The following is a 24,293-nucleotide window of genomic DNA, read 5'->3' on the forward strand; positions in this document are numbered from 1 at the left end:
TATAAGAATTTTATAATCTTTGGACTATGGAAGTAGGACGCCAAGGACTTCGCCAAGCAAAACGATCTCCACAACTAGTTAAATCCTGGGAACAAGACAATAACAAGTTTTATCTACACTGCCCACAAACCAGTTTGGAGATAATTGTGTGTAGTGCCCGGGTATTCAGATTTCGATTCTCCCCAGAGGGATTCTTCGAACATGATTTTTCCTATGCATTAGAGGTAGAGGAAGGCTATCCTACGGAGGAATGTTACTTCGAATTGGTGGAAGTTCAGGACGAATATCATATCCTTACTGATTGTATTACCTGCAAAATTTCCAAAACCCTCCATATATCCATTTTCAATAAAGAAGGGAAACTCATATCCGAGGATGAAAGAGGCTTTCATTGGGAAAGACATGAAAAATACGGAGGAAACATCGTTTACTCCAGCAAAAAAATTCAGGAACAAGAATCCTTTTTTGGCTTGGGAGATAAACCCAATGTGCTCAATCTGAGAGGACTGAGATTTGAAAATTGGGGGTCGGACACTTATGGTTTTGAGAAAACCTCTGATCCTTTGTATAAGAATATTCCCTTCTTCATGGGTTTGCACAACAAACTCGCCTATGGGATATTTTTTGACAACAGTTTCCGGACACGTTTTGACTTCGGACATGAAAGGGGAGACGTCTGTAGCTTCTGGTCGAAAGGGGGAGAAATGAATTATTACTTCATTTATGGTCCGGAACTGACAGAAGTAGTGGAATCCTTTGCTTTCATAACAGGCAAACCTGAACTGCCTCCTTTATGGTCTCTGGGATATCATCAATCCAAATGGAGTTATTATCCGGAAGAAAGGCTAAAAGAAATTGCTGCCCAACTTCGAGAGGAAAAAATCCCTTGTGATGCGATCCATGTCGATATAGATTATATGGATGGTTTCCGCTGCTTTACCTGGGATACAAAAAGATTTCCTGATCCGGAGCGGATGACAGCGGAGTTGGAAACAGACGGTTTTAAAACGGTAGTCATCATTGATCCGGGGATAAAAATTGACAAAGACTACGATATCTATAAAGAGGCAGTTGAAAATAAATATTTCTGCCGCCGGGCAGATGGCCCTTTGATGCGAGGAGAAGTATGGCCAGGCCTTTGCCATTTCCCTGATTTTACGGACCCCAGAGTTAGAGAATGGTGGTCGGGACTCTTTGAGAAATTTATGGAAGCTGGGATGCATGGCATTTGGAATGACATGAATGAACCAGCCTTGATGGATATCGGTACCTTTCCCAATGATACGCGGCACAATTATGACGGACATTTCTGCAGTCATCGAAAGGCACACAATGTCTATGGAATGCAGATGGCACGTGCTACCTATCATGGAATTAAAAAAGCCATGTTTCCTCGCAGACCCTTTGCATTGAGTCGCTCCGGGTATGCAGGAATTCAGCGTTATGCGGCGGTTTGGACAGGGGATAATCTGGCTACCTGGGAGCATCTTTGGATGGCGAATATTCAGGTGCAAAGACTGAGTATCTCTGGCGTTTCTTTTGCGGGTTCTGATATTGGAGGATTCATTGGGGATTCTAATGGAGAACTTTACACGCGTTGGATGCAGATGGCTGCTTTTCATCCATTTTGCAGAGCTCATTCATCCAAAGACTATACAGATCAGGAACCCTGGTCTTTTGGCCAACCCTATACTGCTGCTATCAAAAAAGCCATAGAATTGAGGTATCAAATTCTTCCCTATCTCTATACTGTATTTTGGAGACATGCGGAAAGTGGAACACCTATGATTCGACCCTTGGTTTTTCTGGATCAGGATGATGAGCAAACCTACCACCGTATGGAGGAATTTGCTTTGGGAAATAACCTCCTGATTTGTCCTATCGCAAGAGCTGGAGCAGATGGAAGATATATGTACCTGCCTAAAGGACAATGGTATAATTACTGGACGGATGAATTGCTGGAAGGAGGCAAAGAAGTTTGGGTAGATTCCGATCTGGAAACATTCCCGTTTTTTGTTCGTGCAGGGACGATTTTGCCTCAATATCCTGTGATGCAATATGTAGGAGAGAAACAGATCGAATCTCTTGACCTGCATGTCTACCTAAGTGAAAACAGCTGCACCAGTGAATTGTATGAAGATGCAGGTGATTTTTATGATTATGATCAGGGAAATTATCGCTTGAGAAGCTTTATTCAACTGACCGAGAAAAATCGTTTATATCTACAACAGCTCAGTCAGGGGCGTTTCAATTCCGAATACTCAACTTATCGAATCATTGTTCATGGCTTGACCTTTACTCCAGCCGGCTTCAAAATTGATGGAAAACAGGAAATGTTTGAAGAAGTCATGGAAGATATTCCAGAAGTCTTTATTTTTGAAGTGGATAAAGGTTTTGAAGAATTAGAGCTGCTGACTTTATCAGGATTCGCAGCAGATTAGTATCCCCTCAACATGCTTTTAAATACAAACTACCAGGGAATGAGAATTCTCTAGAATAACACGCTTGTTTTTTTAATTCATTTTTACTGGATACCTATCCTAAAACACAAATTATGCTTAGAAAGAACGGACCCATTTTTCTGCTTCTAATCTCTATTCAGTTTTTATACTACCCACTTCATGCACAGATAATCAGTATTGATCCGGTATTCCCTACAATGGATGATACCATTACTGTAGTTTATGATGCAACACAGGGAAGCGCAGGATTATTAGGAGTAAATCAAGTCTATGCACATGCCGGACTCATTACAGATCAGAGTACTTCTCCCAGTGATTGGAAGTATGTACAGGGAAATTGGGGTACAGATGACCCGAAAGTGAAAATGACTTTTCTGGGCAACAATAAACATGAGCTTAAATACCATGCAAGGACCTTTTATGGGGTGCCTGCAAACGAGAATGTACAACGTCTTTCATTTGTATTTAGAAATGTAAATGGTAGCAGAGAAGGTAAAACATCCACAGGAGGAGATATTTTCTATGATGTTTTTGATGCTAGCACCTTTAATGTTGCACTTTTGGCTCCTCAAGGGGCCAGTATCATAGAGCCCAGTGAAAGCCTTAGTGTACGCTTTGCTACCTCGGCTAATTCCAGTTTGAGCTTATATAAAAATGGGGCCCTTGTTACCCAGGTAACAGGAAGAGAAATCAACTATACCATACAGGAATCAGTGGCTGGAGATTATTGGTTCAGGGTGGAGGCAGATAATGGAAGTCAGGTCAAAATGGATTCCTTTTTCGTCTCTGTAAGAGAGGCGGTCCAAACCGTCAATCCTCCCGCCAATACGCTTTCCGGAGTAAATTACCTCGATGATAGCACGGTTATTCTTTCTTTGGTCGCACCCTCCAAAAACTACGTTCACCTCATCGGAGAATTTAATAATTGGACCCCATCCAATGCTTCTCAAATGAAAAGAGCCAGTGATGGAAATAGCTGGTGGATTCAGCTAAATGGACTTAGCCCAGGCGAAGAATATGCCTACCAGTTTATGATTGATGGAGATTTGAAAGTGGCTGACCCTTATGCACACAAAGTTTTGGATCCCTGGAATGATAGCTTTATCCCTTCATCTACCTATCCCAATTTAAAAGCATTTCCTTCGGAAGCGGACGGGATCGTATCTGTCCTTCAAACAGCACAAACTCCTTTCAGTTGGCAAAACAATAGTTGGCAGGCTACAGCAAATGAAGATCTGGTCATCTATGAATTGTTGGTGCGAGATTTTCTGGCCCAAAGTGATTTTCAAACTTTATTGGATACCCTGGACTACCTGGAAAACTTAGGAGTCAATGCCATCGAATTCATGCCTACTACAGAGTTTGAAGCCAATGACAGTTGGGGCTACAATCCCAGTTTTATGTTTGCCGTGGATAAATATTATGGTCCTGCCGATGCACTCAAGGCTTTTATTGATGAATGCCATGCTCGTAACATAGTTGTGATTCTGGATATGGTGCTCAACCATCAATTCGGACAATCTCCATTGGTACAGATGTATTGGGATGGTGCGAATAATCGCCCAGCTGCTAATAGTCCCTGGTTCAATCCTATTGCCAAACATCCTTTTAATGTGGGCTATGACATGGATCATGCTTCAACTTTTACCCAGGATTTTGTGGATGATGTACTGGATTACTGGGTGGAAGAATTTCGCTTTGATGGGTATAGAATGGATTTGTCTAAAGGATTCACCCAAACCGACTACGGCGATAATGTAGGTGCATGGAGTAGTTATGATCAGGGGCGAATCAATATCATCAAACGGATGTATGATCAATTGCAAGCCAAGCATCCGGGCAGCTATTTCATCCTGGAGCATTTTGCGGATAACCTGGAAGAAAGAGAATTGGCAGATTATGGGATGATGCTTTGGGGAAATCTGGGTCATGCCTACAATGAAGCAACCATGGGCTACCACGACAATAATAAATCCAATTTCGACTGGATCAGTTATCAACAAAGAGGCTATAATGATCCCCATGTAATTGGCTATATGGAATCGCATGATGAAGAACGCTTGATGTATAAGAACATCACTTTCGGAAACGTAAATGGAAACTATAGTACCAAAGATCTCAATACAGCATTGGAGCGTATGGAAATGGCTGCGACTTTCTTCTTTCCTGTTCCCGGCCCAAAACTTCTCTGGCAATTTGGAGAATTGGGCTATGAGGTAAGCATCGATCAGGGAGGGAGACTTGGGCGAAAACCTATCCGGTGGAACTATTATAATCAGGTTCCTCGTAGACGCTTATTCGAAATCTACAGCGCCCTTATCAAGCTCAAGCAAGAGCATGAAGTCTTCAGAACCCGGAACTTTAGCTTGAATGTAGCATCAGAATTTAAGCGCATTAACCTGGACCATCCGAGCATGAATGTAACCATCATCGGTAACTTTGGGGTTCAGACTCGAAGCGGCAATGCCAATTTCCAAAACACGGGTTGGTGGTACGACTACTTCACTGGAGACAGTATAGAAGTAACTCAAACCAATGCTTCCATCAATTTACAAGCAGGTGAATACCATCTCTATACCGATCAAAGATTAGAAACTCCTCCCGTAAATGTGTCTAGCCGAGATATTGAGCTTGATTTGAGTCTGGACATCTACCCAAACCCTGCACAGGATCAAATCAGTATCGATTTTCTATGGGAGGATAAAGGTACTTTGACTTTGGAAATGATGGATATGACAGGCAGAAAGATTTCAAGCCTTTTGGAAAATGAGTTATTACTGCCCGGGCCTCAAAGCCTGAATTGGACTAGACCAGAAGGACTCAATGCTGGATTGTATATTCTTCGCTTTGTAAGTGAGCGAGGTGTGGCTTCGAGGAAGGTGATTTTGGAGTAAGACGTGTTTGAGTATTTGGGTGTTAGCGTGTTAGGGTAGAAAATTCTCAGGCACACTAACACCCAAACACACTAACACTTATTCCTTTACTTCTCCCCAAACACCTCCCACTTAAAACGCTCTATTTCCGCAGGCACATGTTCCTGCTTTAGAATCTGTTCCATCTGGGCAACTACATCCAGATGCAGATGAGCGACATCGATTTGCTCTGTAGAATCTGTTTCCAGATCATATAGTTCAAGTCGTAGGTTTCCGTCGAACATATCCTTCCTGATGCCTTTCCATTTACCCATGATGAGGGCTTGTTGACCTTTGTATGCAGGAAATTCCCAATACAAAAATTCGGGAGCAGCTTGATTTGCTCCTTTTAAACTGGGAAGAAAACTTTGGCCGTCTATATCCTGAGGAACTGGGGCACCAGTAATTTCTCCTAAAGTAGGCATGACATCATAAAAGCTGGAGGGATGATTACTTTGGGTATTGGGAGAAATGACACCTGGCCAGGAAGCAATCATAGGCACCCGGATTCCTCCTTCATGCACAAAACCCTTGGCGCGTCCATATTCAGTGCTGAAAGGAGAAGCACTTTCGAAGAAAGGCGTATCTGCTCCTCCTACATAAGTAGGTCCATTATCGCTTGAGAAAATGATAAGGGTGTTTTCGTATTGACCAATATCCTTGAGCTTTTGGACCATAGCACCTACTTGTTCATCGAGATAGGAAATCATGGCGGCATATGTAGCTTTGGGGTAACGGCAAGGAAAATAGCCTTTGTCTCCAATGTAAGGTTCTTCATCCCCAAATTTCTTCCGATAGTGATCTACCCATTTTCGGGGTGCCTGTAAAGGGACATGGGGAAGGGGAGAGGCAAAGTAGAGAAAGAAAGGCTCTTCTTTATTTTTATCCATAAAGCCCAATGCCCGATCCAACATAAGCTCGGGAGCATATTCTTTCAATTCATAATCTGCATAACTGCTATCCTGCATGGGATCAGCTCCTTCTGCCAATTTTTGTCTGGGGGGAACCAGTTTATTATCCAGCCAGACTTTCTCTTCATTTTCCCAAAGATGTTTAGGATAAAGGGTATGGGCCTGACGTTGACAATTATATCCAAAGAAATAATCGAAGCCTTTTTTGGTAGGAATTCCTTCTGTCAAAGGCGCTCCAAGCCCCCATTTTCCAACAATGGCTGTTTTGTATCCAACCTTCTGCAGCATACTTCCTACGGTTTCAGTTCCATTAGGAATGGGTCTTTGGCCTTCGAGATTCGGATCCTCTACGGCTTTGGCAAAATTCCAGACTTCTCCCCGGGAAGCCCATTCATCATTTCCACGTATATGTGCATGTCCCGTATGTTTGCCCGTCATCAAAACGCAACGGGAAGGTGCACAGACCGGTGAGCCGGAATAATGCCTGCTAAAACGTAGCCCGTTTTTTGCTAGTTGATCTATGTTGGGAGTCTCTATGTACTTTTGTCCATAAACTCCTAACTCATTATAACCCAAATCGTCAGCCAGCACGTATATGATGTTGGGTCGTGATCTGTCATGAGTCGGTGCTTGCTCGCAAGCAGCGAAAAAGATGAAAATCAATAGGAGAGAAAAGTAGGGTTTTGTAGTAGTCATCCCTCAAACTAAAAAAGCCTGAAAGAAAAGGCAAAAACAGATTTGACCCATCTCGATTCAGCTATTCTATCCAAACAGCAGCTAATCAAAAATTCAGCACTCATTCCAACCCTGTTAAGGACGAGTCGTCCTTAGGTTGACGGAATAAATGTATTCAGGATATCCAAACGAATCCTACTCGAGCAACTCAGAACTTACAAACCTGAATCCTTTATTCACCAGGTAAAAACTCATTCAGCTATCCAAACAAGATAAGCACCCGACGCAGGTACATAGCAGGGAGCTTAGGAAAGACCATTTGCTCAATTTTTTTGGTCTTCCAGGCAAGCTATGTCCATGCGCCTAATGATAAGATATCCTCTTTCCCTTCTCCGAAATATTTTTTTCGGAATGCGTGATAGAAATATGATAGAGATCGCGTGTAGAGGGAAAGATTTGGAAGAAATGAGCACTTAACCCCCTTAACTCGGACATTGGCTATGCCCCAGCGTATCACAATTTTTGCTCCAGGTAATACCGATCTCTGGAACCGATTTTGGAAAGAAGGCGATGTCTCTGCATTGATTAGCTTATTTGAGCACAATAGTCGAGAATTCTCAGCCACCTGTTTTGGTATCCTCAATGAGGACAGAGCTGTTGAGCCTAAAGACCTCATCTCCGAACAAATCTTAAAGTTCATTGAGTACCGGAAACGTGGTAAAGATTATTCTCACCGCAAAGATCCCAAATCCTTCATCAAGGTTTGTCTTTCCAATGCTTGCAAAAGCCATTTAAGAAAAACCAAAATAAAACGCAGCGATGTGGATATACCAGAAAGGGACCCGGATCGAGGAGCTGAATTTCGGCAAATAGAATCCAGAGAATTGATGGAATACCTGCAAGGGATCATTCGCCACATGGAAGACAATGAAACCAAACAATGCAGGGTATTTGTCCTCTACCTCATGGATGTTCCGGTAAGAGAGATTGCTGAAAGAGTAGGAGTAGAAGAGCCCTATGTTCACAACTCCATTTCAAAGATTAGAAAAAAGACCTTCTTCCAACTTATGACAGATTTGAGAGGAAGAGAATTGATAGATACTTATCCCGTATTCTTTAAAAAATATTTCAAAAATGAATACAGATAAACATCCGAATATCAGCTATGAGCGGCTTCTGGCCTATGTGCAGGGAGAGCTTCCGGATGAAATAAGTCTGGAAATTGAAATGCACCTCATGACTCATCCTGAAGACAGAGCAGTAGTGGATGGTATCATAGCCATGCGCAAGCGCTTTGCCAATAATGAGGCCCAAATGGAGGCCTTCATGAACGAGCAAGAGGATGCTGTACGCGAACTGATCCCACAGAATGAGGAGGAGCCTGCCCGCCTGTATGCAATGGCAGGAGCACCTGAACCCGCTGTAGAAAACAAAGTACTTCCCCGCAGAGAAAGGAATAAATCGGACCTGCACCTGCCTGTTCCCCCAAAAAGGGAGCCCATCATTACCCCAAGTATTAGTCCCAACAGACATGAAGCAAAGAGGCTGGAAAATGAATTGACGAGTCGGCAAGCTTCATATCTGAACTATTCAGAATTCAATACCATGAGCGAATCATCTATACCTCCAACGCAGCAAGAAGAAGAAAGCAAGACCATCTCTATACCAGAAACCAATTTAGGTATGCTTTCTCCGCTGGATGAAAATGAATTTTTGCATCAGGTACTTTCCCGCCGGAAAGCTGCCAGTCGTATTCAGAAAGGTGAAAATGACTTTGAGCAGGACCTGGGTGTGAGAACCAGCCTTTCTTTTGACAGTTTTCCCATTGTGCGTCATACCCTTGAACGGATTGAGTGGCTGAAGGAAAGGATAGGCGAAAGAAATGAGCACAGCAATAATGGGATTGTACGCGATGCCCTCGATAAATCTCTAAACGGAGACGGCTGGCTCGAAAAACTGGGTTCAGAATCTGACAATGAAGAAATAAATAAAAACTTTGACAGCGCGGAAAAATACCATAGCTGGAAACGCGAAGTTTTAACCAAATATGTAGGAGAGCAAAAGGAACAATGGGCCAAATTCTTTGCAAGCGATTATTCCCTGCAAGATGAACTTAGGGATCAGGCCATGTACAAAGAGAACAGCGGTAAATTCTTCTGGAACTCTTTCGGACTGGGATTGATTTATGTTTTCTGTTCGGTTTATCTCTGGTCAATGATATCGGCCTTTAGCTTCACCCATCTACTACTGGCTTTAGGCTATGTCTTTATACTGGTCATCTTTCCCGATAGATGGATGCAACAATTATTTGGTAAAGGCCAGGCTCCCATCAGCAATTCCGAAGGGGATATTATGGACGAAACGCCTCCTTCCAAATCACTTTTCTGGGTAAGGTTAATGCTGACCTTCTTCCTGAGTTTATCTCTGATTTATGTTAGCGAAGGTTTGCCGGTTTGGACAGAATATTTCAGCTATTTTGCAGAATACAGTCCTTACTGGCTGATGATCTGGGCCATGAGTTTTGCCCTCCTTCATTTCCTGCCCGCCTATAGAAGGAAAACGACTCTCTTGTATAAGAATACCATCACGCCTTATCGACGCTTTAAAGCCAATGAGCGAAGCCTGCAACAGCAAAGGTTGATGGAATTGCTGGAACAGGGCGACAGATGGAGCAAGGAAATGCTAAGTGATAAAGAAAGGCTCCGCAATGAACGCAATGAAGCCCTCTTCAATGGAGAACTCGTTCGCCGCAAGCGTATGTACGAAACCCAATTGGAACGACTGGGCTATCTCTATGATCTCGGTATGGGAGGAGAAGAAAGTAGCCTGAATGCTTCTTTCCGCAGACCCAGAAGTAGAAGAGCCTATACCCAGGAAGATTCCTTAAGAAGCGAATAGACAAACAACACAGTAAATAATCATGGATAAAATATATCAAATCACCCAACAAGCGGATCAGGAAACCCGTGAAGAGGTTCGCCGCGAAGGGAGTGCACAAGCTGAGCTCTATTATGAGTTGGCAGATCGTAGTCGACCCAGTTTCGAAGCGGTACAAGAGCTCTATTACCTGCTCTCCAAATCTGACTCAGGTGCAGAACTCGAGGAGATGGGGATTGCTTTGCCACCGGATTATTTCCAAAAGCATAAGCAGAAATACCTCCATAAGTTCTATGAGAGCATTCGGATGTCCAAGGATGAAGCCGTGCGCAATGGGGTGAATCCGGACATCGCCAATCTGGAGCATTTCATCAATGGCAAAGAGAATGAATTGCAGTTTCGCAAGAATTACAATAATGATATAGAGGAAGAAAAGAAGAAACTGGAAGCAGATGAATTTTCTGCCAAAAACCTCTGGTTGTACATCGTCTTTGGAATCCTCCTTTGCTCGGGTGATCTCCTGATGGGAGAGTTTCTGGCAAATCAGGTTTTAGGACTTGGAGCCACCTGGTGGGGAGGAATTACCCTGGGGATCTTCGGGATTGCTCTGGGAGTAGTCATGGAGATTGTGTTGAGTATGCTCTATAAGAGTTATAAGTGGTTGGCCAGAACGATTATGAGTAGCAGCCTTGTCTTTACCATTATCATGTTTGTGGCAATGGGAGTACTGCGCTCCAGTCAGTTTGATATGGCTATCAGCGGAACGGCTTCTTTCGATAAAATGTCTCTGATGTTGTTTTTCGTGGGAATGTCCCTGGCAGCTCCGACAGCTTTGGGTTCTGTGCTCTTTATCATACAGAAGAAGTGGGACTGGATGAGGCGAAAGAAAGAATTAAATCTTAAGCAGCAACATCTCGGATGGTTGATGAATCTTGTCGTGCAGTTTAGAGAACAGTGGAATGAATATGAGCAGATTCTGGTTTCAGAATTTATCAATGGATATGTATCACGACTGAGTAGCATCATTAATCCCCCTGCTCCTGAACCCCAAATGCAACAAGTAAGTGGTGGACAACAAGTAGTGGAAAGTGGAGGTGATCTGGTAGCTAGAATGAAAAAGAACGTTCGCCAACATTATAAGTTCTCTATGATCTCTCTCTTGCTCTGTGTGAGTCTGGCTTCTTGCGGCAACTATGTGAAAGGGGAAAGACAGGACAAAGGCATAGACATTTCTTATATCCTAATGCCAGATCAGGATACAGATCAAACCGCTCTGATCAAAAGCCAATTACCTAAAGAAAAAGTGGAGGCTATATCCATTCACCTTCCCTCCGGTAGTGTTGCCAGTTCCTTTGGAGGAGACAAAGAAGTTTCTTTGGTAGCCAGTCATTATGATGAAAGGAAGACCAATCAGGACCTGAATGCCTTTATCCGGGAAGTACAGAATATACGGGAGAATGGTAGTGAGGAATACGATCTCCAACTTTTGGGAACCCTGCTCCACAATGCTTCTGAACAAAGTAATCTGGAAGCCGATCAACGCAAAATCGTGATCTACCTGAATGAAGGCCCAAAGGAAATCCTCAGTCTGACTGACAAGGAGATACAGGAACAAGCGAAGAAAGACGCTTCCATGTTGAAAGAAAGTCGCTCGCTTCAGTTGCACAATCTTATCGGAGCCAAAGCCAATCTGCTCTTGGAGATAGAAGAATTACAGGATTCTTATCCGGTAGCAGAAGTTCTCAGAAAGAACAGACTTTATTTCAGAAGACTCCTGAGCAGTTATCAGGTCTTTCTGGATCAGGTATCAGAATACAATGGCTAGAACATGCTAGACCATCAAAGATATTATCTCATATTACTCGGGGCTTTGGCCCTGATAGGTGGCACGATCTATCTGGCTTTACCCCAACTGAGTTATGCCAGTGGTAAACTGCTGGATGCTGAAAAGGATCGCTGGGAGCGTCATGAATTGGGACCTCGCAATGTCTCTGTACTTCATGTAGACTTTACCCAAAGCGATACCACCATTGCCTTGAAAAATGGCCCCTATCGAAAACTACTGACCCAGGTGCTGAAAAAGGACCTGCATAGTGAAAGGGATGTCATGGCAGCCTATTTGGTACACAATGAAACCCACAACAATCAACCTTTCTATGCAACTCATTCTGTTTTAATGGATGAAGAATTATTAAATGAAAGTGCCGGGAATGTTGTGGCCCAAATCCATCAGGATATGTGTCTGGAGCGCTTTGACTCTCTTTCCAATCTCTATGCACATCAGGAAGCTCTGGTAATCGAAGATTCCAGTCTGATGCGCTACACCAATGTGATTGGAGCATTACAAAATGCGGCAAATTATTTTCGGAGATATGCCATAGACAAGGATCAGAAGAAAGTCTATTTCCTCTCAGATATGCGAGAGAACTCGGTTTTTCTCACTCCAGTTGCGAGGGTAGATAATTTGACGGCCAAAGATCAGATCGATAGTCTCGTTCAGGTTTCCTTACATAGACTCAGTAATCTCACGGATGTGGAAAGCGAACTCGAAGGAGCTGAAATCTATATTCTAACGCCTAATGAACATCTATACAGTTCCAAAGGCAGAAACTTCACCCGCATGTTTTGGGAGAAATTTTTCCTCGAAGAACTTCAATGCAAAAGTGTCTTTTTCCAATAATTCAGAAAGCATTCAAAACGAATATGAAAACCCATAGTCTTCTTATTATTATCCTAAGTATCCTCTGTTTGCCTGTATTCCAGTCTTGTGAATCTCAGGGAGCCAGCGAATCAACAGAGATCGTATGTAATCCGCAGATGGTCTTTCCTGAAGATCATGGAAAGTCCCAAAAGCACAGCCTCGTATTTATAGACCTGACAGATCCCAGCATTTATGGGGAGCAAGCGAGGTCTTACTTGAAAAAAGTAATGGAGCAAAGGCTTTCTACTTCGGAGGATCGTCGTGCAAATACCAAACAAGAGGCGGACAAACTGCAAATCTTCTTTATTACGGCCAATACTGCCACGACCCAAACCATGTCTGCCGCGAATCTTGATCTGCGGACTATGCCATTGGGAGAATTGGTGGAAGGTCAAACCATTATCAATTCCAGCAAGAAGCGCAGATATACCTGTGAATTGCAGGACTTTATTGCAGGAAATTTGGGAGTTGTAGACCAGAAAGTAAAAGCTGCCCAACAGCAGAACGAAGATGTAAATAGTGATGTGCTGGGTATGTTTTATCTGGCTGATCGAGAATTCAAACGCTCAACAGCTGAGGATAAAGCCATTTTCGTGATTTCTGATATGGAGCAGTTTTGCCAGAATGGAGGCTATTTTCAATGCAAGAATACCCGAATTTGCTCTTCGGGATGTAGAGAAGTACATGCGCAGGGAGATGCCAAATCCGATGCAAACATTATCAAAGACAAATTAGGCGCAAAGCTGGCCTTGAATGGAGTGGGTTTCCATTACATGAGAGGTGATCGCGCCATTGGAAATACAAACCAGGGGGTTCTGAATTTTATCCAGGATTACTGGTCAGGCCTTTCCGGAGAATTAGGACTGAAAAGCTATGATAAAATTCATTAGCAGATGAACATACAGCCACTTGATACGCATATTCAATGGGGCTTTTATTCCTCCCTTGCGCCGAAGCGGCAGGGGGGGATGTTCCCTTTTATTCTGAAATTACCTCTGCTCTTTATCCTGATATTCTTCTCCTGCACTAGCGAAGAACCGGTTATGCAGGATCATAGCAAGACCTATTACAATGGAGATATGGGCCTGGTTTCTGAAAACGGGGTCATGCTCTTTGTTCCTTCGGGTACCTTGATGAAAGGAAAAAGTGTTCATGAAGGGCCTTTGTGGGTGGATGTTGCTGAATATGAAAAACTCAAATCCACCTTTGCCCCAGACGATGATCAGTTAATTCAGGCCATACAAAATCCGCGAGACCTTTTTGTGCTACGTTCCCAGAAGGATTCTTTAATCTCGGATTTACACATATCAAATGGCAAGGAAATATTACTTTTTTTGCCCTATCATGGAAAAAGAGGGGATGAATATGAATTGATGACTTCACCCAAAGAGTGGATTGATGATCTCTTTCCGGAAGGCTTCATGGGTTCTGAACATCATTTGAGTGGTTTTAGCATTACGGATCATTCAGAATCCAATCTGGAGCGATTGATTTACCATGCCACAGACAAAGACGAAAAAAGAGCTGCTCGAACTTTTCTTGAGAAAGAAAAAAGTTTCAAGGAATTGCAAAACTTCTTAAGTGCCAATTGGACGCTTGCTCAGCGACGATTTAAGGCCAGCCAGGAAGATTATCAGGACGAAGGAGATGTCCCCAGAGATGTAGGTTATTATGTGCTCTCCATGAACTATCTCCGAGATCCACCTGCTGATTCTACCCTGATCTATGCCTTTCGTGATCATTTGGGAGAAGAGGCTTTTGTGATGATGGACTGGACAGGAAGTATGTATGCCTTTCGGGCGGAATTGACGGAATTCCTTAAGCACAATACAGAAGAAAAAAAGCTGAAATACCTGACTTTTTTCAATGACCGCTACTGTGACTTTCCCCGAGAGCCGGGCAATTTTGAAGGAGTCTTCACCCATGAGGATTCTTTCCCTACTAATTCAGAAGCCAGTCAACTCATGCATCTGTGCGAAACCACCGGAAGTGGAGGAGGGGAGCTGGAAGAAAATGATCTGGAGGCTATTCTTACTTCGATGGAACGTGTGAAAGCGAATCAATACAAGGAAATTGCATTGGTCATCGACAATAATGCACCTCCCAAAGACATGGTCCTATTACCCCGTATCAAACTCCCTAAAGGCATGATATTCAATATGTTTGTCTGTCGGGCGAACTCGATTGATGAAGTACATCCTTCGTACATGGATGTGGCGAGAAAGTTTGGAGGGAATATAATTGTAGTGAGTACAGAAGGTATTGTGAAGAAGTCGATTTTTGAAATCGATTCAGAAGGGATTTAGAGAGATTGGTGTTTAAGTAAAAGAAAGTGCCATGTTTTTTACTCCCGTAAAATCTCAGCAGGATTTCGAGTATTATTGAGGAAAATCTGCATCCCTACAGTAGCAAGTACCAAACTTATCAATCCCAATATGGAAAACAGGAATGCCCAAACGGAAATATCCGTATGGTATGCAAAATTCTCTAACCAGTTTTTTAGTCCCCAATAACTGAAAGGAATTGCAAGCATACTTCCCAATCCCAAGATCAGCACATATTCTTTTCCAATAAGGAGGAGCAAATCGACAAAACCAGCCCCTGTTATCTTTCTGATCGCAATTTCCTTCATTCGGCTTTGCAAAGAGTAAGCTACCAGACTAAAAAGTCCCAGGAAGGCAATGATGATGGCTATCAAACTTAAATAAATCAGCAGGCGTAATTGCACACGTTCCTGTTTATAAAGCTTATTATAAAGCTCATCTACAAATTGATATTCAAAAGGATAAGTGGGAAATAGCTCATTCCAGTTTGATTGAATGCCTGCAAGGGTTTTGGAGACATCTTTCGTTTCCAATTTCAGTAAAAAGGTCCGTAACCAGATAGGCTCCACTACCATGATAGTCGGATCAACTTTATTTTTCAGGCTTTCCTGGTGGACATTTTCTACGATTCCGGTAATAGGACCTTCTTTTAGGTTAAAGCCTCCGATAGACCAGGAAATCTGTTGACCGATTGCTTCTTGAGGATCTTGCCAGCCCAACTGGTTCATGGCTTCTTCATTTATCAAATAGTTTCTCTCCTGACTCGCAAAGTATTGGGCTGGGCTGAACTCTTCGCTGAATTCTGGAGGCCCTGTAAATATAAAATTACCTGAGCGATCCTCTCCGGCCAGAAGCTTTATGCCCATTGTCTCAAAAAAATCCGGGCTGATCACCTGCATATCCAGCATGGGAGCTTTTTGAGGATCCTGATTCCCTCCCACGACCAGAGTAGGGCCTACGTCTCGAATTTCTCGGGAGGGAACTTCCATGCACGCACTAACAGATTTTACTCCTTTTATTTTTTTTGCTTGCTCCCGGAATAACGGGTACTTATCTGTGACTGGATTTGGGACGGCAGGAATGGCTAGCACTTGTTCTGTCTGCATCCCCAATTGCTTATTGTGTAGAAAGCTGACCTGATTATTGGCAATCCAGGTGCTAATGAGCAGCAAAGTCGTAGAGGCAAATTGGATACCGACCAGAAATCTTTTGAAACGGTAAGCAGCTTTGGTTTGGCCAAATTTGATATTTTGACTTGCCCGGAACATGCTTCCCGAATTTGAGTAAGCCAAGACGAATGCAGGGTAAATACCCGCCAATAAACCGCCCATGAAAGCCAATCCCAATAAACTTGCTCCTAAAAACCATGGATTGATAAGTACCGGAATTTCAACTAGGTCGAGGAAGAAAGGCATTACTATCGCACTCAAGCCTATGGTTATGATAGCAGCCAGTAAATTGTAAATGACTGATTCCGCAATAGCGAATAGAATTAAGTTTTTGCGACTTGCACCCAAGACCAATCTTAGTCCAACCTCTTTGCCGCGACTCATGGCCAGGGCACTACTTAGGTTGAGGTAGTTAATGAGGGCAATCAGCAAAATAAAAATCCCTACAAAGAGAAAAACCCGAACATAGAGTTTGTCTCCATTGGGCTTCAATTCCCGGGCAAGATTCGAATTCAGGTGTATATCTTCCAATGCCTGGAATACGATCTCTGTTCGCCCATTTGTATCATCCTGATTATGTCGGGAGAAAAAGTCCTCCATTTTACCTTCCACCTGATGAATGTCGGTGCCTTCTTCAAGCAGGATATACACATAGGCCCACCATCTTCTATCCTCTGGACTTTGGAAAGAGAGGAGGATATCAATTGGCATATGGGTATTATTCGGCAAGTCTTGCATGACTCCTGTAACCGTATAAAGCTCCTCTTCGGTCGTATAATCTCCCACTACATATAATTCTTTGCCAATCGGGTTTTCCTCCCCGAAATATTTACGGGCTATGCTTTCTGTGAGAACAACAGAGCTGGGAGCTTTCAGGGCCTCTGAGGGTTTGCCGTATATGAGCTTGAAATCAAATACTTCGAATACTTCGGCATCCGTAACAAAGGTATTTGGTGCACGAAATTTATTCTGATTTATCCGTATGTAGCGACGCTGGTGGTTTTGAAAGCGAATGAGATGCTTGACCTCAGGCATATCAGTGGGAAGCTCATTGATAATATCCAGATAGGTCCTTGCCCAGTGAGATTCGAAGCCGCCATTTGCATAATAGTGATGGCTGGCTCTATAAATTCGCTTTGATTGTGAGTGAAAGCTTTCAAAAGATGTCTCATGAATCAGGAAGGCTCCTATCAGTAAACAAGAGGTATACCCGATGCTTAATCCCAATAGATTGAGGCTGGCGTATAGCTTGTTTTTGCGGTAATTACGAAAGACGACTTTGAAATAGTTGAGGAGCATGCGTAGATAACTTTTATATACATACAATTTACTCCCCAATCCGTTCAATTTTTCTGTGAATAATTACAGCTATCTATGCTTTAGCAGGAGTGAAGGGATTTTTAGGTACTATTTTTTATTTTAAGCACATGAAAAAACTATTGCTCTTTTTGATTTTGTGGGTCATTTTATCCTCATGTACTCAACCCTCAGAAGTAGAATCGAAACCCAGACCCAATATCCTGTTCGCTATCGCTGACGATCAATCTTTTGGACATGCAGGTGCCTATGGTTGTAACTGGATTAAGACTCCGGCCTTTGATCGGGTCGCAAGAGAAGGCCTCCTTTTCAACAAAGCCTATACTCCCAATGCCAAATGCGCTCCTTCTCGTTCCTCTATTCTGACAGGCAGAAACAGTTGGCAATTGGAAGAAGCCATGAATCACTGGCCCCTCTTTCCGGAGAAGTTTAAAACCGTAGCTGAAGCACTGGCTGATCAGGGATACTGGGTAGGTAAAACCGGCAAGGGCTATGCACCGGGAATATCTCGGAGGAATGGAGAATGGAGAGAGTTATTGGTTAATAATTATTCGGATATAAAATTGACTCCGCCTGCCAGTCATATTTCAGACAATGATTATAGTGCCAATTTCGAAGCTTTCCTCAAAGACAGAAAAGAACAGCAGCCCTTTTTCTTTTGGTATGGGTCAACGGAGCCTCATAGAAGGTATGAGTATGGAGTTGGATTGGCGAAAGGAAATAAAACCCTAAGCGAGGTAGAGGACATCCCTGACTTTTGGCCCGATTCAGATACGGTGAGAACGGATATGCTGGATTATGCCTACGAAATTGAATACTTCGATTCTCATTTGGCAAAAATGCTGGACATGCTTGAAGAAGAGGGCGAACTGGAGAATACCCTCGTAGTAGTAACCTCAGATAATGGTATGCCATTCCCCCGAATCAAAGGACAGATATATGAATATGACAATCATTTACCCCTCGCTATTATGTGGGCGAAAGGATTGAAGGATGCAGGCAGAGAAATCAATGAGTATGTAAATTTTATAGATTTTGCACCAACATTTCTCGAATTGGCAGGGGTGAGCGAAGAGGCTTCAGGGATGGAGAAGATCAGGGGAAAGAGTTTAGTCCCTTATTTGTCTGGAGAATCAAGAGATCCCAATCATTCGGATTTTGTGATCTTGGGGAAAGAAAGGCATGATGTAGGCAGGCCCGATGATCAAGGCTATCCAGTGAGGGCAATTGTTAAGGATGGCTATGCATTAAGTGTGAACTTCGAATCGGATCGATGGCCGGCAGGAGATCCAATTACCGGATACCTGAATTGTGATGGAAGTCCAACCAAAACACAAATACTCAATGAAAGAAGGCGAGAAGGGAAAAGTAATCTATGGGAATTAAACTTTGGGAAACGAGCGGAAATAGAATTGTATGATTTGGAAAATGATCCCTGGTGTGTAAAGAATCTGGCCAGCGAAAGTTCTCAAGAAGACAGGATTGAGTCCCTGAAAACATTGTTATTCTCAGAATTGGAAAAAGATGGGGATCCACGCATACTGGCTAAGTCAGCTTTAATCGATTCTTATAAATACATGGATAAAAATACCACGGATTTCTACAATCGATTTATGTCAGGAGAAAAAATGAAAGCTGGCTGGGTAAATCCTTCAGATTTCGAAGCTACAAATCTTGAAGAGGATGAATAAGTTTTGGCAGAAAACATCAGGAAAATTCAAAACATGATTTCTTTTCCTGATGTTTCCTTTATAATTTATAATCCGAAAAAATGCGTCTTGGCCATCAAGATTCGGTCTTCGAGTCTGATAGGGCCAGACTGTAGAATTTTGACGGTTTCAGGGCAGCGATTTGCCGCCAAAAAGCTGCAAAAGAAAATATAAACCAATTAAGCCTAATGTTTAAGCTACACCCTCTCAGAATCATTATCCTTCTGATTCTCCCCCTAATTTTTTATTCATGTGGTCAAAAAGGCTATGTAGATGAGCCCGAGGATTTCGAAATCCCGGTAGATCTATTGGTCAGTAATTTTGGACTGTATGATCATACCGGTGATTTTCACAACCTCTACTATCATTCAGATGCTGCAGCTATTGTTATCATGATTCAGGGAAATTCCTGTCCTATCGTGAGAAATGCAATTACAGATTACAAAGCTGTCAGAGATCAATTTGCCGATCAGAATGTACTTTTCTATATGCTGAACTCCAATATTCAGGATAATAGAAATAGCATTGCGGTTGAGGCCGCAGACTTTGGAATAGATATACCCATATTGGTAGATGAAACACAATTGGTAGGAGAAAGCCTGGGACTCTTCCGTACGGCAGAGGTGTTGGTCATCAATCCTAAAAATTGGAAGTTGGCTTATCGCGGGCCTGTCAATGACCGTATTGGTTATGAAAGCCAGAGAAATGAAGCCAGTAATAATTACCTGACGACAGCTATCGAAGCTACGATCAAAGGTGAAGAATTGCCTGAAAAAATGATCAAAGGAATGGGCTGTCTCGTCAATTTCCCCAACAGAAATAAAAGAGAACATTCAGAAATTTCTTATGAGCAGGACATCGCTCCTCTGTTGATAGAAAACTGTACCAAATGCCATGTGGAAGGCGGTATTGCTCCCTGGGCCATGACAAGTTATGAAATGGTCCGAGGATGGTCTCCCATGATCAGAGAAGTGCTACGTGTACGCCGTATGCCTCCCTGGCAGGCCGACCCACATTATGGCCAATTTGCCAATGATCTCTCTTTGACAAATGAAGAAATTCAAACCCTGGTACACTGGGTTGAAGCAGGTGCCAAAAAAGGAGAAGGAGAATCTGATCCTTTGAAAGGAGTAGAACAAAACCCTCCTGAGTGGTCCATGGGTGAGCCTGACCTGGTATTTCAATTGGATCCTGAGGTTATTCCTGCTACCGGAGTATTGGACTACCGCTATCAGGAATTCGAGATCTCATCAGATAAAGATCTTTGGGCAAAAGCAGTACAGATCATTCCCGGAAATACCTCTGTTTTACACCACGTTTTGGTAAGTATAACTTATCCCGATGGTTTCAAAGCACCTATGGAAGTGAGAAGTCGCTGGCTGGATGGTCTTTTTGCTTCCTGGGCGCCAGGTGGCGAGGCTGAGGTCTTTCCTGAAGGAACAGGAAGAGTTATCCCTAAAGGTTCCAAAATTCTCTTCCAATTGCACTATACGACTTCGGGTAAAGAAGAAACAGATGCACCTAAATTGGGCATTTATACCCAGGATCATGCACCTGAAAAAGAATACATGATCGTAGGACCTTTCAATACCCGCATCCAGATTCCTCCCTATGAAGGAGATTATCGGGCTGCTGCCAAACAAGTCTTTGAAAAGGACCTTACCCTCTATGGAATGGCTCCTCATATGCATTTCCGCGGAAAGAGTATGAAGTACACAGCCAAATATCCGGATGGTACAACTGAGGTGCTGTTAAATGTTCCGAACTACAATTTCAACTGGCAGCGCTATTATCAGTTGGATGAACCCAAATATATGCCTGCTGGATCCGAAATCATTGTTGAGGCTGTTTATGATAATTCGAAGTTAAACACCTTCAATCCTCATCCTGACCAGACGGTTACCTGGGGAGAGCAATCCTTTGATGAAATGCTGATTGGTTATATGAGTTTCCACTATGGAAAGGCAGTCGACGCTGGTGCTGGTGATGCGATTGCGAGTAAGTAGGAGAGAAGGAAAAATACCTTAAAATATAAAAGGGATCATCCAGACATAAAACTGGATGATCCTTTTGTTTTTATACTAGCTAGCTGGCAGTTAGCAAGTGATTTTAATCTCAATTACCCTCATTACTCTCTTTTCAATTGATTCTGTTGTTCTGTGTCTCAGCATCACTAGCTTAGGTGGCAGATTCAAATAAATTCTGATCTATTCATGTACTAGCCAGAAATTTTGTGCAAATCCAGACAGGCAGAGAAAGAGAGGATAGCTTCGTAATTATGAATTTTCGATTCAAATAGAATGCTCTGCCCGATAGGAGGAAGGGGAGCTCTTGAGTTTCTTTTTAAAGAGTCGGGCAAAATATAAAGGATCCTGAAAACCGACTTCATAGGCGATCTCGCCAATAGGTAAATCGGTAAGCACCAATAATTCTTTTGCCTTTTCAAGTTTTTTCCCTGTGATATAGTTATTGGGACTGTCGGAGTATTCCTTTTTGAATTCCCGCTTGAAGGAGGATAAACTCAGGTTGCAGAGTTTTGCCAACTGCTCCAATTTCAAATTGGAATACAGATGCAATTCAATGACTTTTTTTAATTGAACCTTTCTACTAGAGTATAAATCAGAAACCAGTTCTAAAATAGAATCTATATTTTTCGATTGGACGAGTAAAAGGATCAATTCTTTGATCTTTAGCTCTAAAAGATCATTATTTACCAGAGCCGGATTTTGGAAATAAAACTCAAGGGAATCTATAAACTTTGCAATAACATCGCTAGAGGCTACCACCTGACTTGCTTTGTTCTCACTCTGCTTTTCAATAATGGTTGGTAATTCTTCCAGGTAAAGTTTTTTGAGTATCTCCGGATATAAATGAAAGATGATTACCTCTACTTGTTCATTTTCTTTCTCCTTCAATAAATCGAGGAAGTGAATCCCGCATTTAAGTAAAATCGCTTCCTGACTTTTTACCTGAACCTTATTTTCGGGGGAAAGCAATTGTGGGCCTTTCTCTTTAAAGTATATGAAGCATCCACTATTCTCGAAAACAGTTTCGTACAGCATAGGCGGGGCAATGTTCATTCGCTCTATGAGAACTCTGCCCTGGTAGCTAAAACTTGATTGATCTATAATCATAAGGAGCTAAAATAAGTCCTATCGGATGTTTTTTTATCGGCAAAAGGCCCGGATTTATCCTAAATAATAAGAACTCTCAAAGCTAAGTTAATTTATAGGTCCTTATAAGGATAATCAGTTCAAGATGATGGATTTTGGGCTCGCATCACTTATTGGATAGTTGTTTGCCGGATAAACCTAAATAGATGATTCAGGATGGAAATATTAGACTTTACTGCGACTTTAAGAGGACATTTTTAGGACTATCAGAGCTAATGATTGGATGCTTTTTGCTTATTCTGTATTTTATCTAAGCGTATCATTCTTCTTAGGAAAGCACATAATGAAAATTAAAAATATTCTCATTCTATTTTTGTTTGTCTCTTTTGCATGCGAGGCTGAAAATCCCCCAGAACCTCCCATTCCAGATCCCCAGGACCCTTTTGAAGTAGAAGCTTTCCTTCCCGACAGAAGGCTTGATAAGTATGTCATTTCAGATAAGTTGATTTATCTGGGGATAAAAGACCGTCCGAATAGAAACTATATCGAAGTCTTTGATATCGAATCTGAGCAGTTGATAAAAGAGATTAGTTACGATCCTCCTTTTCATAGATTTTTAGGAAAATATCAGGACACTTTGTACATCAGTGGGCATAGTTGGCAAGCCAATGGAAAGTTAAAGGCTTCCCTCATTCTTCTTGATTTGGAAGGACAGTTACTTGCTGAATACTCTTCTGATAATTCCTGCCTTCCTCCAGGTTATGAATTTGGGGATGCCCGGGCGATTGATGAAAAAGGAAATCTGTGGTTTGATTTGGAAGATTATGATGCGCTTTCCGGCAATCCCCCGATTGGTCCCGAATTGGGCCTACTTCGTTTCCATCCTCAGACCAATACTTGCACTTATTGGAATATTGATAATAGCAATATCCCCGCTAACCATATATTGGAAATCCTGCCTGATAAGGACATGATTTATCTGACAAGCAGAGGAGAAAATGACAGCTTACATAGCTTGTCGAGTTTTGATTTGCAAAATTTCACGCTCATAAGGCAAGCTAGTCCGGATTATCCTTCGATTGAAGATTTACAACTTGGCTCAGATGGATTTTCTTACTATTCACAAAGAGGAGCTTTTGATCAACAGTTGATCCGAGCAGATGGAAGTGAGATTCAAACCGCTTTGTCTGCTGAATACAAGCAAAGATCCATGAGATACTGGCAAGATCCCTCAGGGCAGCTTAGCTATGTTTTTGGTACAGCAGAATTTGATTTTCCTGATGGATCATCTTCAGTTACTTTCCCCTTTTTTAGTAAGAATGGCGAGGTGCTCATCGACTACAGAACGGAATTTCAAGCCTTTACAGGAGGACTAAATGGTGAGATGCATGAGTTCCCTGGCCAAACAAACCAAAGATGGATTATTGGAGGGAATTTTGATGGACTTATTTTGAAATTGACCTTCAATGAATAGGAGATATCCTTTTTCTCTTGATAACATCCAGCTTTCAGATCAATAAATCTCCCAATGGAATCGCAGTTTTTGGCTAAATAGTAAGGACCCTGATTGAACAAGATAAAGCTAAAGGAATGTAAGTCGATGGAATCCAAGACTTGGCCTCCTTCAACAAATCGCCCAATAATTGGCCGCAAGATTTCTTCGCCTTTTCACTCCATATCCAGTATACATCGTAGTTTTTCCTTTCATCCAGGACATCTTATAAGCATTTTCCTTAAGCTCTTTGATTATTAGATGTCCAGAAAATATCTCTTGGTCATTCCTGCAGATTATAACCTCATACTTGCCTGCCAGGCTCTTGCGATTTCGTTTTAACGGTGTAGCGATCTCTATGCCTAAGGTCCCGTCAGAAGTACCAGGAGGATGAGCCTTGTCACTAGCGACTGTCCATTTTCCATGTAGGCTTCCGTTGCGCTTTATCTTATACAGGGCAACTCCAATTGCTGTTGTTTGCATTTTTTATTATTAAAGGATTGTGTGTTTATAATAAGGTAAGCTTTAATTATATGCCTTCATAAGGCATCAAGGAAAATTTTCTGCTCTTGATTAGCGTAGGATGAAGATTAGCAGATGTATCTAATTTATGATTTTTCGCGAAGGCAGG

General features: G+C 42.3%; 15 protein-coding genes. 11 read left to right on the plus strand and 4 right to left on the minus strand.

The window, feature by feature from the left end:
* The first annotated feature begins 26 nt into the window (after positions 1-26).
* On the plus strand, positions 27-2,441 hold the full coding sequence (locus R8P61_09450) for a glycoside hydrolase family 31 protein (protein ID MDW3647278.1): 2,415 nt from the start codon (positions 27-29) through the stop codon (positions 2,439-2,441).
* A 113-nt stretch (positions 2,442-2,554) separates the two neighbouring features.
* Complete coding sequence (locus tag R8P61_09455) at positions 2,555-5,356, plus strand: alpha-amylase family glycosyl hydrolase (GenBank protein ID MDW3647279.1); 2,802 nt, start codon at positions 2,555-2,557, stop codon at positions 5,354-5,356.
* A gap of 86 nt (positions 5,357-5,442) precedes the next feature.
* On the opposite strand, the gene R8P61_09460 is transcribed toward R8P61_09455, so the two are convergent.
* A complete protein-coding gene (locus tag R8P61_09460) occupies positions 5,443-6,981 on the minus strand; it encodes an arylsulfatase (GenBank protein MDW3647280.1) in 1,539 nt (512 codons plus the stop codon).
* 479 nt (positions 6,982-7,460) lie between these two features.
* On the opposite strand from R8P61_09460, the gene R8P61_09465 reads away from it, so the two are divergent.
* The 6 genes from R8P61_09465 to R8P61_09490 are packed head-to-tail and all read left to right on the plus strand — an operon-like array spanning position 7,461 to position 14,844.
* Positions 7,461-8,108, plus strand: coding sequence for a sigma-70 family RNA polymerase sigma factor (locus tag R8P61_09465; protein MDW3647281.1), 648 nt, complete (start codon positions 7,461-7,463; stop codon positions 8,106-8,108).
* Positions 8,095-9,858 (plus strand): hypothetical protein, encoded by a 1,764-nt coding sequence (locus R8P61_09470; GenBank protein MDW3647282.1) that lies wholly within the window; start codon positions 8,095-8,097, stop codon positions 9,856-9,858. The genes R8P61_09465 and R8P61_09470 overlap by 14 nt, the downstream gene beginning before the upstream one ends.
* A 22-nt stretch (positions 9,859-9,880) precedes the next feature.
* Positions 9,881-11,662, plus strand: a complete 1,782-nt coding sequence (locus R8P61_09475) for a hypothetical protein (GenBank protein ID MDW3647283.1) — start codon at positions 9,881-9,883, stop codon at positions 11,660-11,662.
* A gap of 3 nt (positions 11,663-11,665) precedes the next feature.
* Positions 11,666-12,517 carry a hypothetical protein gene (locus R8P61_09480; protein ID MDW3647284.1) on the plus strand — a complete coding sequence of 284 codons (852 nt, stop codon included), beginning with the start codon at positions 11,666-11,668 and terminating at the stop codon, positions 12,515-12,517.
* Between the two features lie 23 nt (positions 12,518-12,540).
* The gene (locus tag R8P61_09485) at positions 12,541-13,428 is read left to right on the plus strand and encodes a hypothetical protein (GenBank protein MDW3647285.1); all 888 of its coding nucleotides are present in this window, start codon (positions 12,541-12,543) and stop codon (positions 13,426-13,428) included.
* Between the two features lie 3 nt (positions 13,429-13,431).
* Positions 13,432-14,844 carry a hypothetical protein gene (locus tag R8P61_09490; protein ID MDW3647286.1) on the plus strand — a complete coding sequence of 471 codons (1,413 nt, stop codon included), beginning with the start codon at positions 13,432-13,434 and terminating at the stop codon, positions 14,842-14,844.
* A gap of 38 nt (positions 14,845-14,882) precedes the next feature.
* On the opposite strand, the gene R8P61_09495 is transcribed toward R8P61_09490, so the two are convergent.
* On the minus strand, positions 14,883-17,330 hold the full coding sequence (locus R8P61_09495) for an ABC transporter permease (protein MDW3647287.1): 2,448 nt from the start codon (positions 17,328-17,330) through the stop codon (positions 14,883-14,885).
* Between the two features lie 128 nt (positions 17,331-17,458).
* Between R8P61_09495 and R8P61_09500 the strand changes: the two genes are divergently transcribed.
* Both R8P61_09500 and R8P61_09505 read left to right on the plus strand, forming a co-directional pair.
* A complete protein-coding gene (locus tag R8P61_09500) occupies positions 17,459-19,039 on the plus strand; it encodes a sulfatase (protein ID MDW3647288.1) in 1,581 nt (526 codons plus the stop codon).
* Positions 19,040-19,245: 206 nt separating this feature from the next.
* Positions 19,246-21,063, plus strand: a complete 1,818-nt coding sequence (locus tag R8P61_09505) for a redoxin domain-containing protein (GenBank protein ID MDW3647289.1) — start codon at positions 19,246-19,248, stop codon at positions 21,061-21,063.
* Between the two features lie 285 nt (positions 21,064-21,348).
* Here R8P61_09505 and R8P61_09510 read toward each other — a convergent pair whose 3' ends face one another.
* Positions 21,349-22,137 (minus strand): AraC family transcriptional regulator, encoded by a 789-nt coding sequence (locus R8P61_09510; GenBank protein MDW3647290.1) that lies wholly within the window; start codon positions 22,135-22,137, stop codon positions 21,349-21,351.
* A gap of 376 nt (positions 22,138-22,513) precedes the next feature.
* Here R8P61_09510 and R8P61_09515 point away from each other — a divergent pair, with 376 nt between their 5' ends.
* Entirely contained in the window at positions 22,514-23,644 is a 1,131-nt protein-coding gene (locus tag R8P61_09515; protein ID MDW3647291.1) for a hypothetical protein, read from the plus strand.
* A 150-nt stretch (positions 23,645-23,794) separates the two neighbouring features.
* On the opposite strand, the gene R8P61_09520 is transcribed toward R8P61_09515, so the two are convergent.
* On the minus strand, positions 23,795-24,145 hold the full coding sequence (locus tag R8P61_09520) for a hypothetical protein (protein MDW3647292.1): 351 nt from the start codon (positions 24,143-24,145) through the stop codon (positions 23,795-23,797).
* Positions 24,146-24,293 lie beyond the last annotated feature (148 nt).

This window comes from Bacteroidia bacterium, assembly GCA_033391075.1.
Lineage (GTDB): Bacteria > Bacteroidota > Bacteroidia > J057 > J057 > JAWPMV01.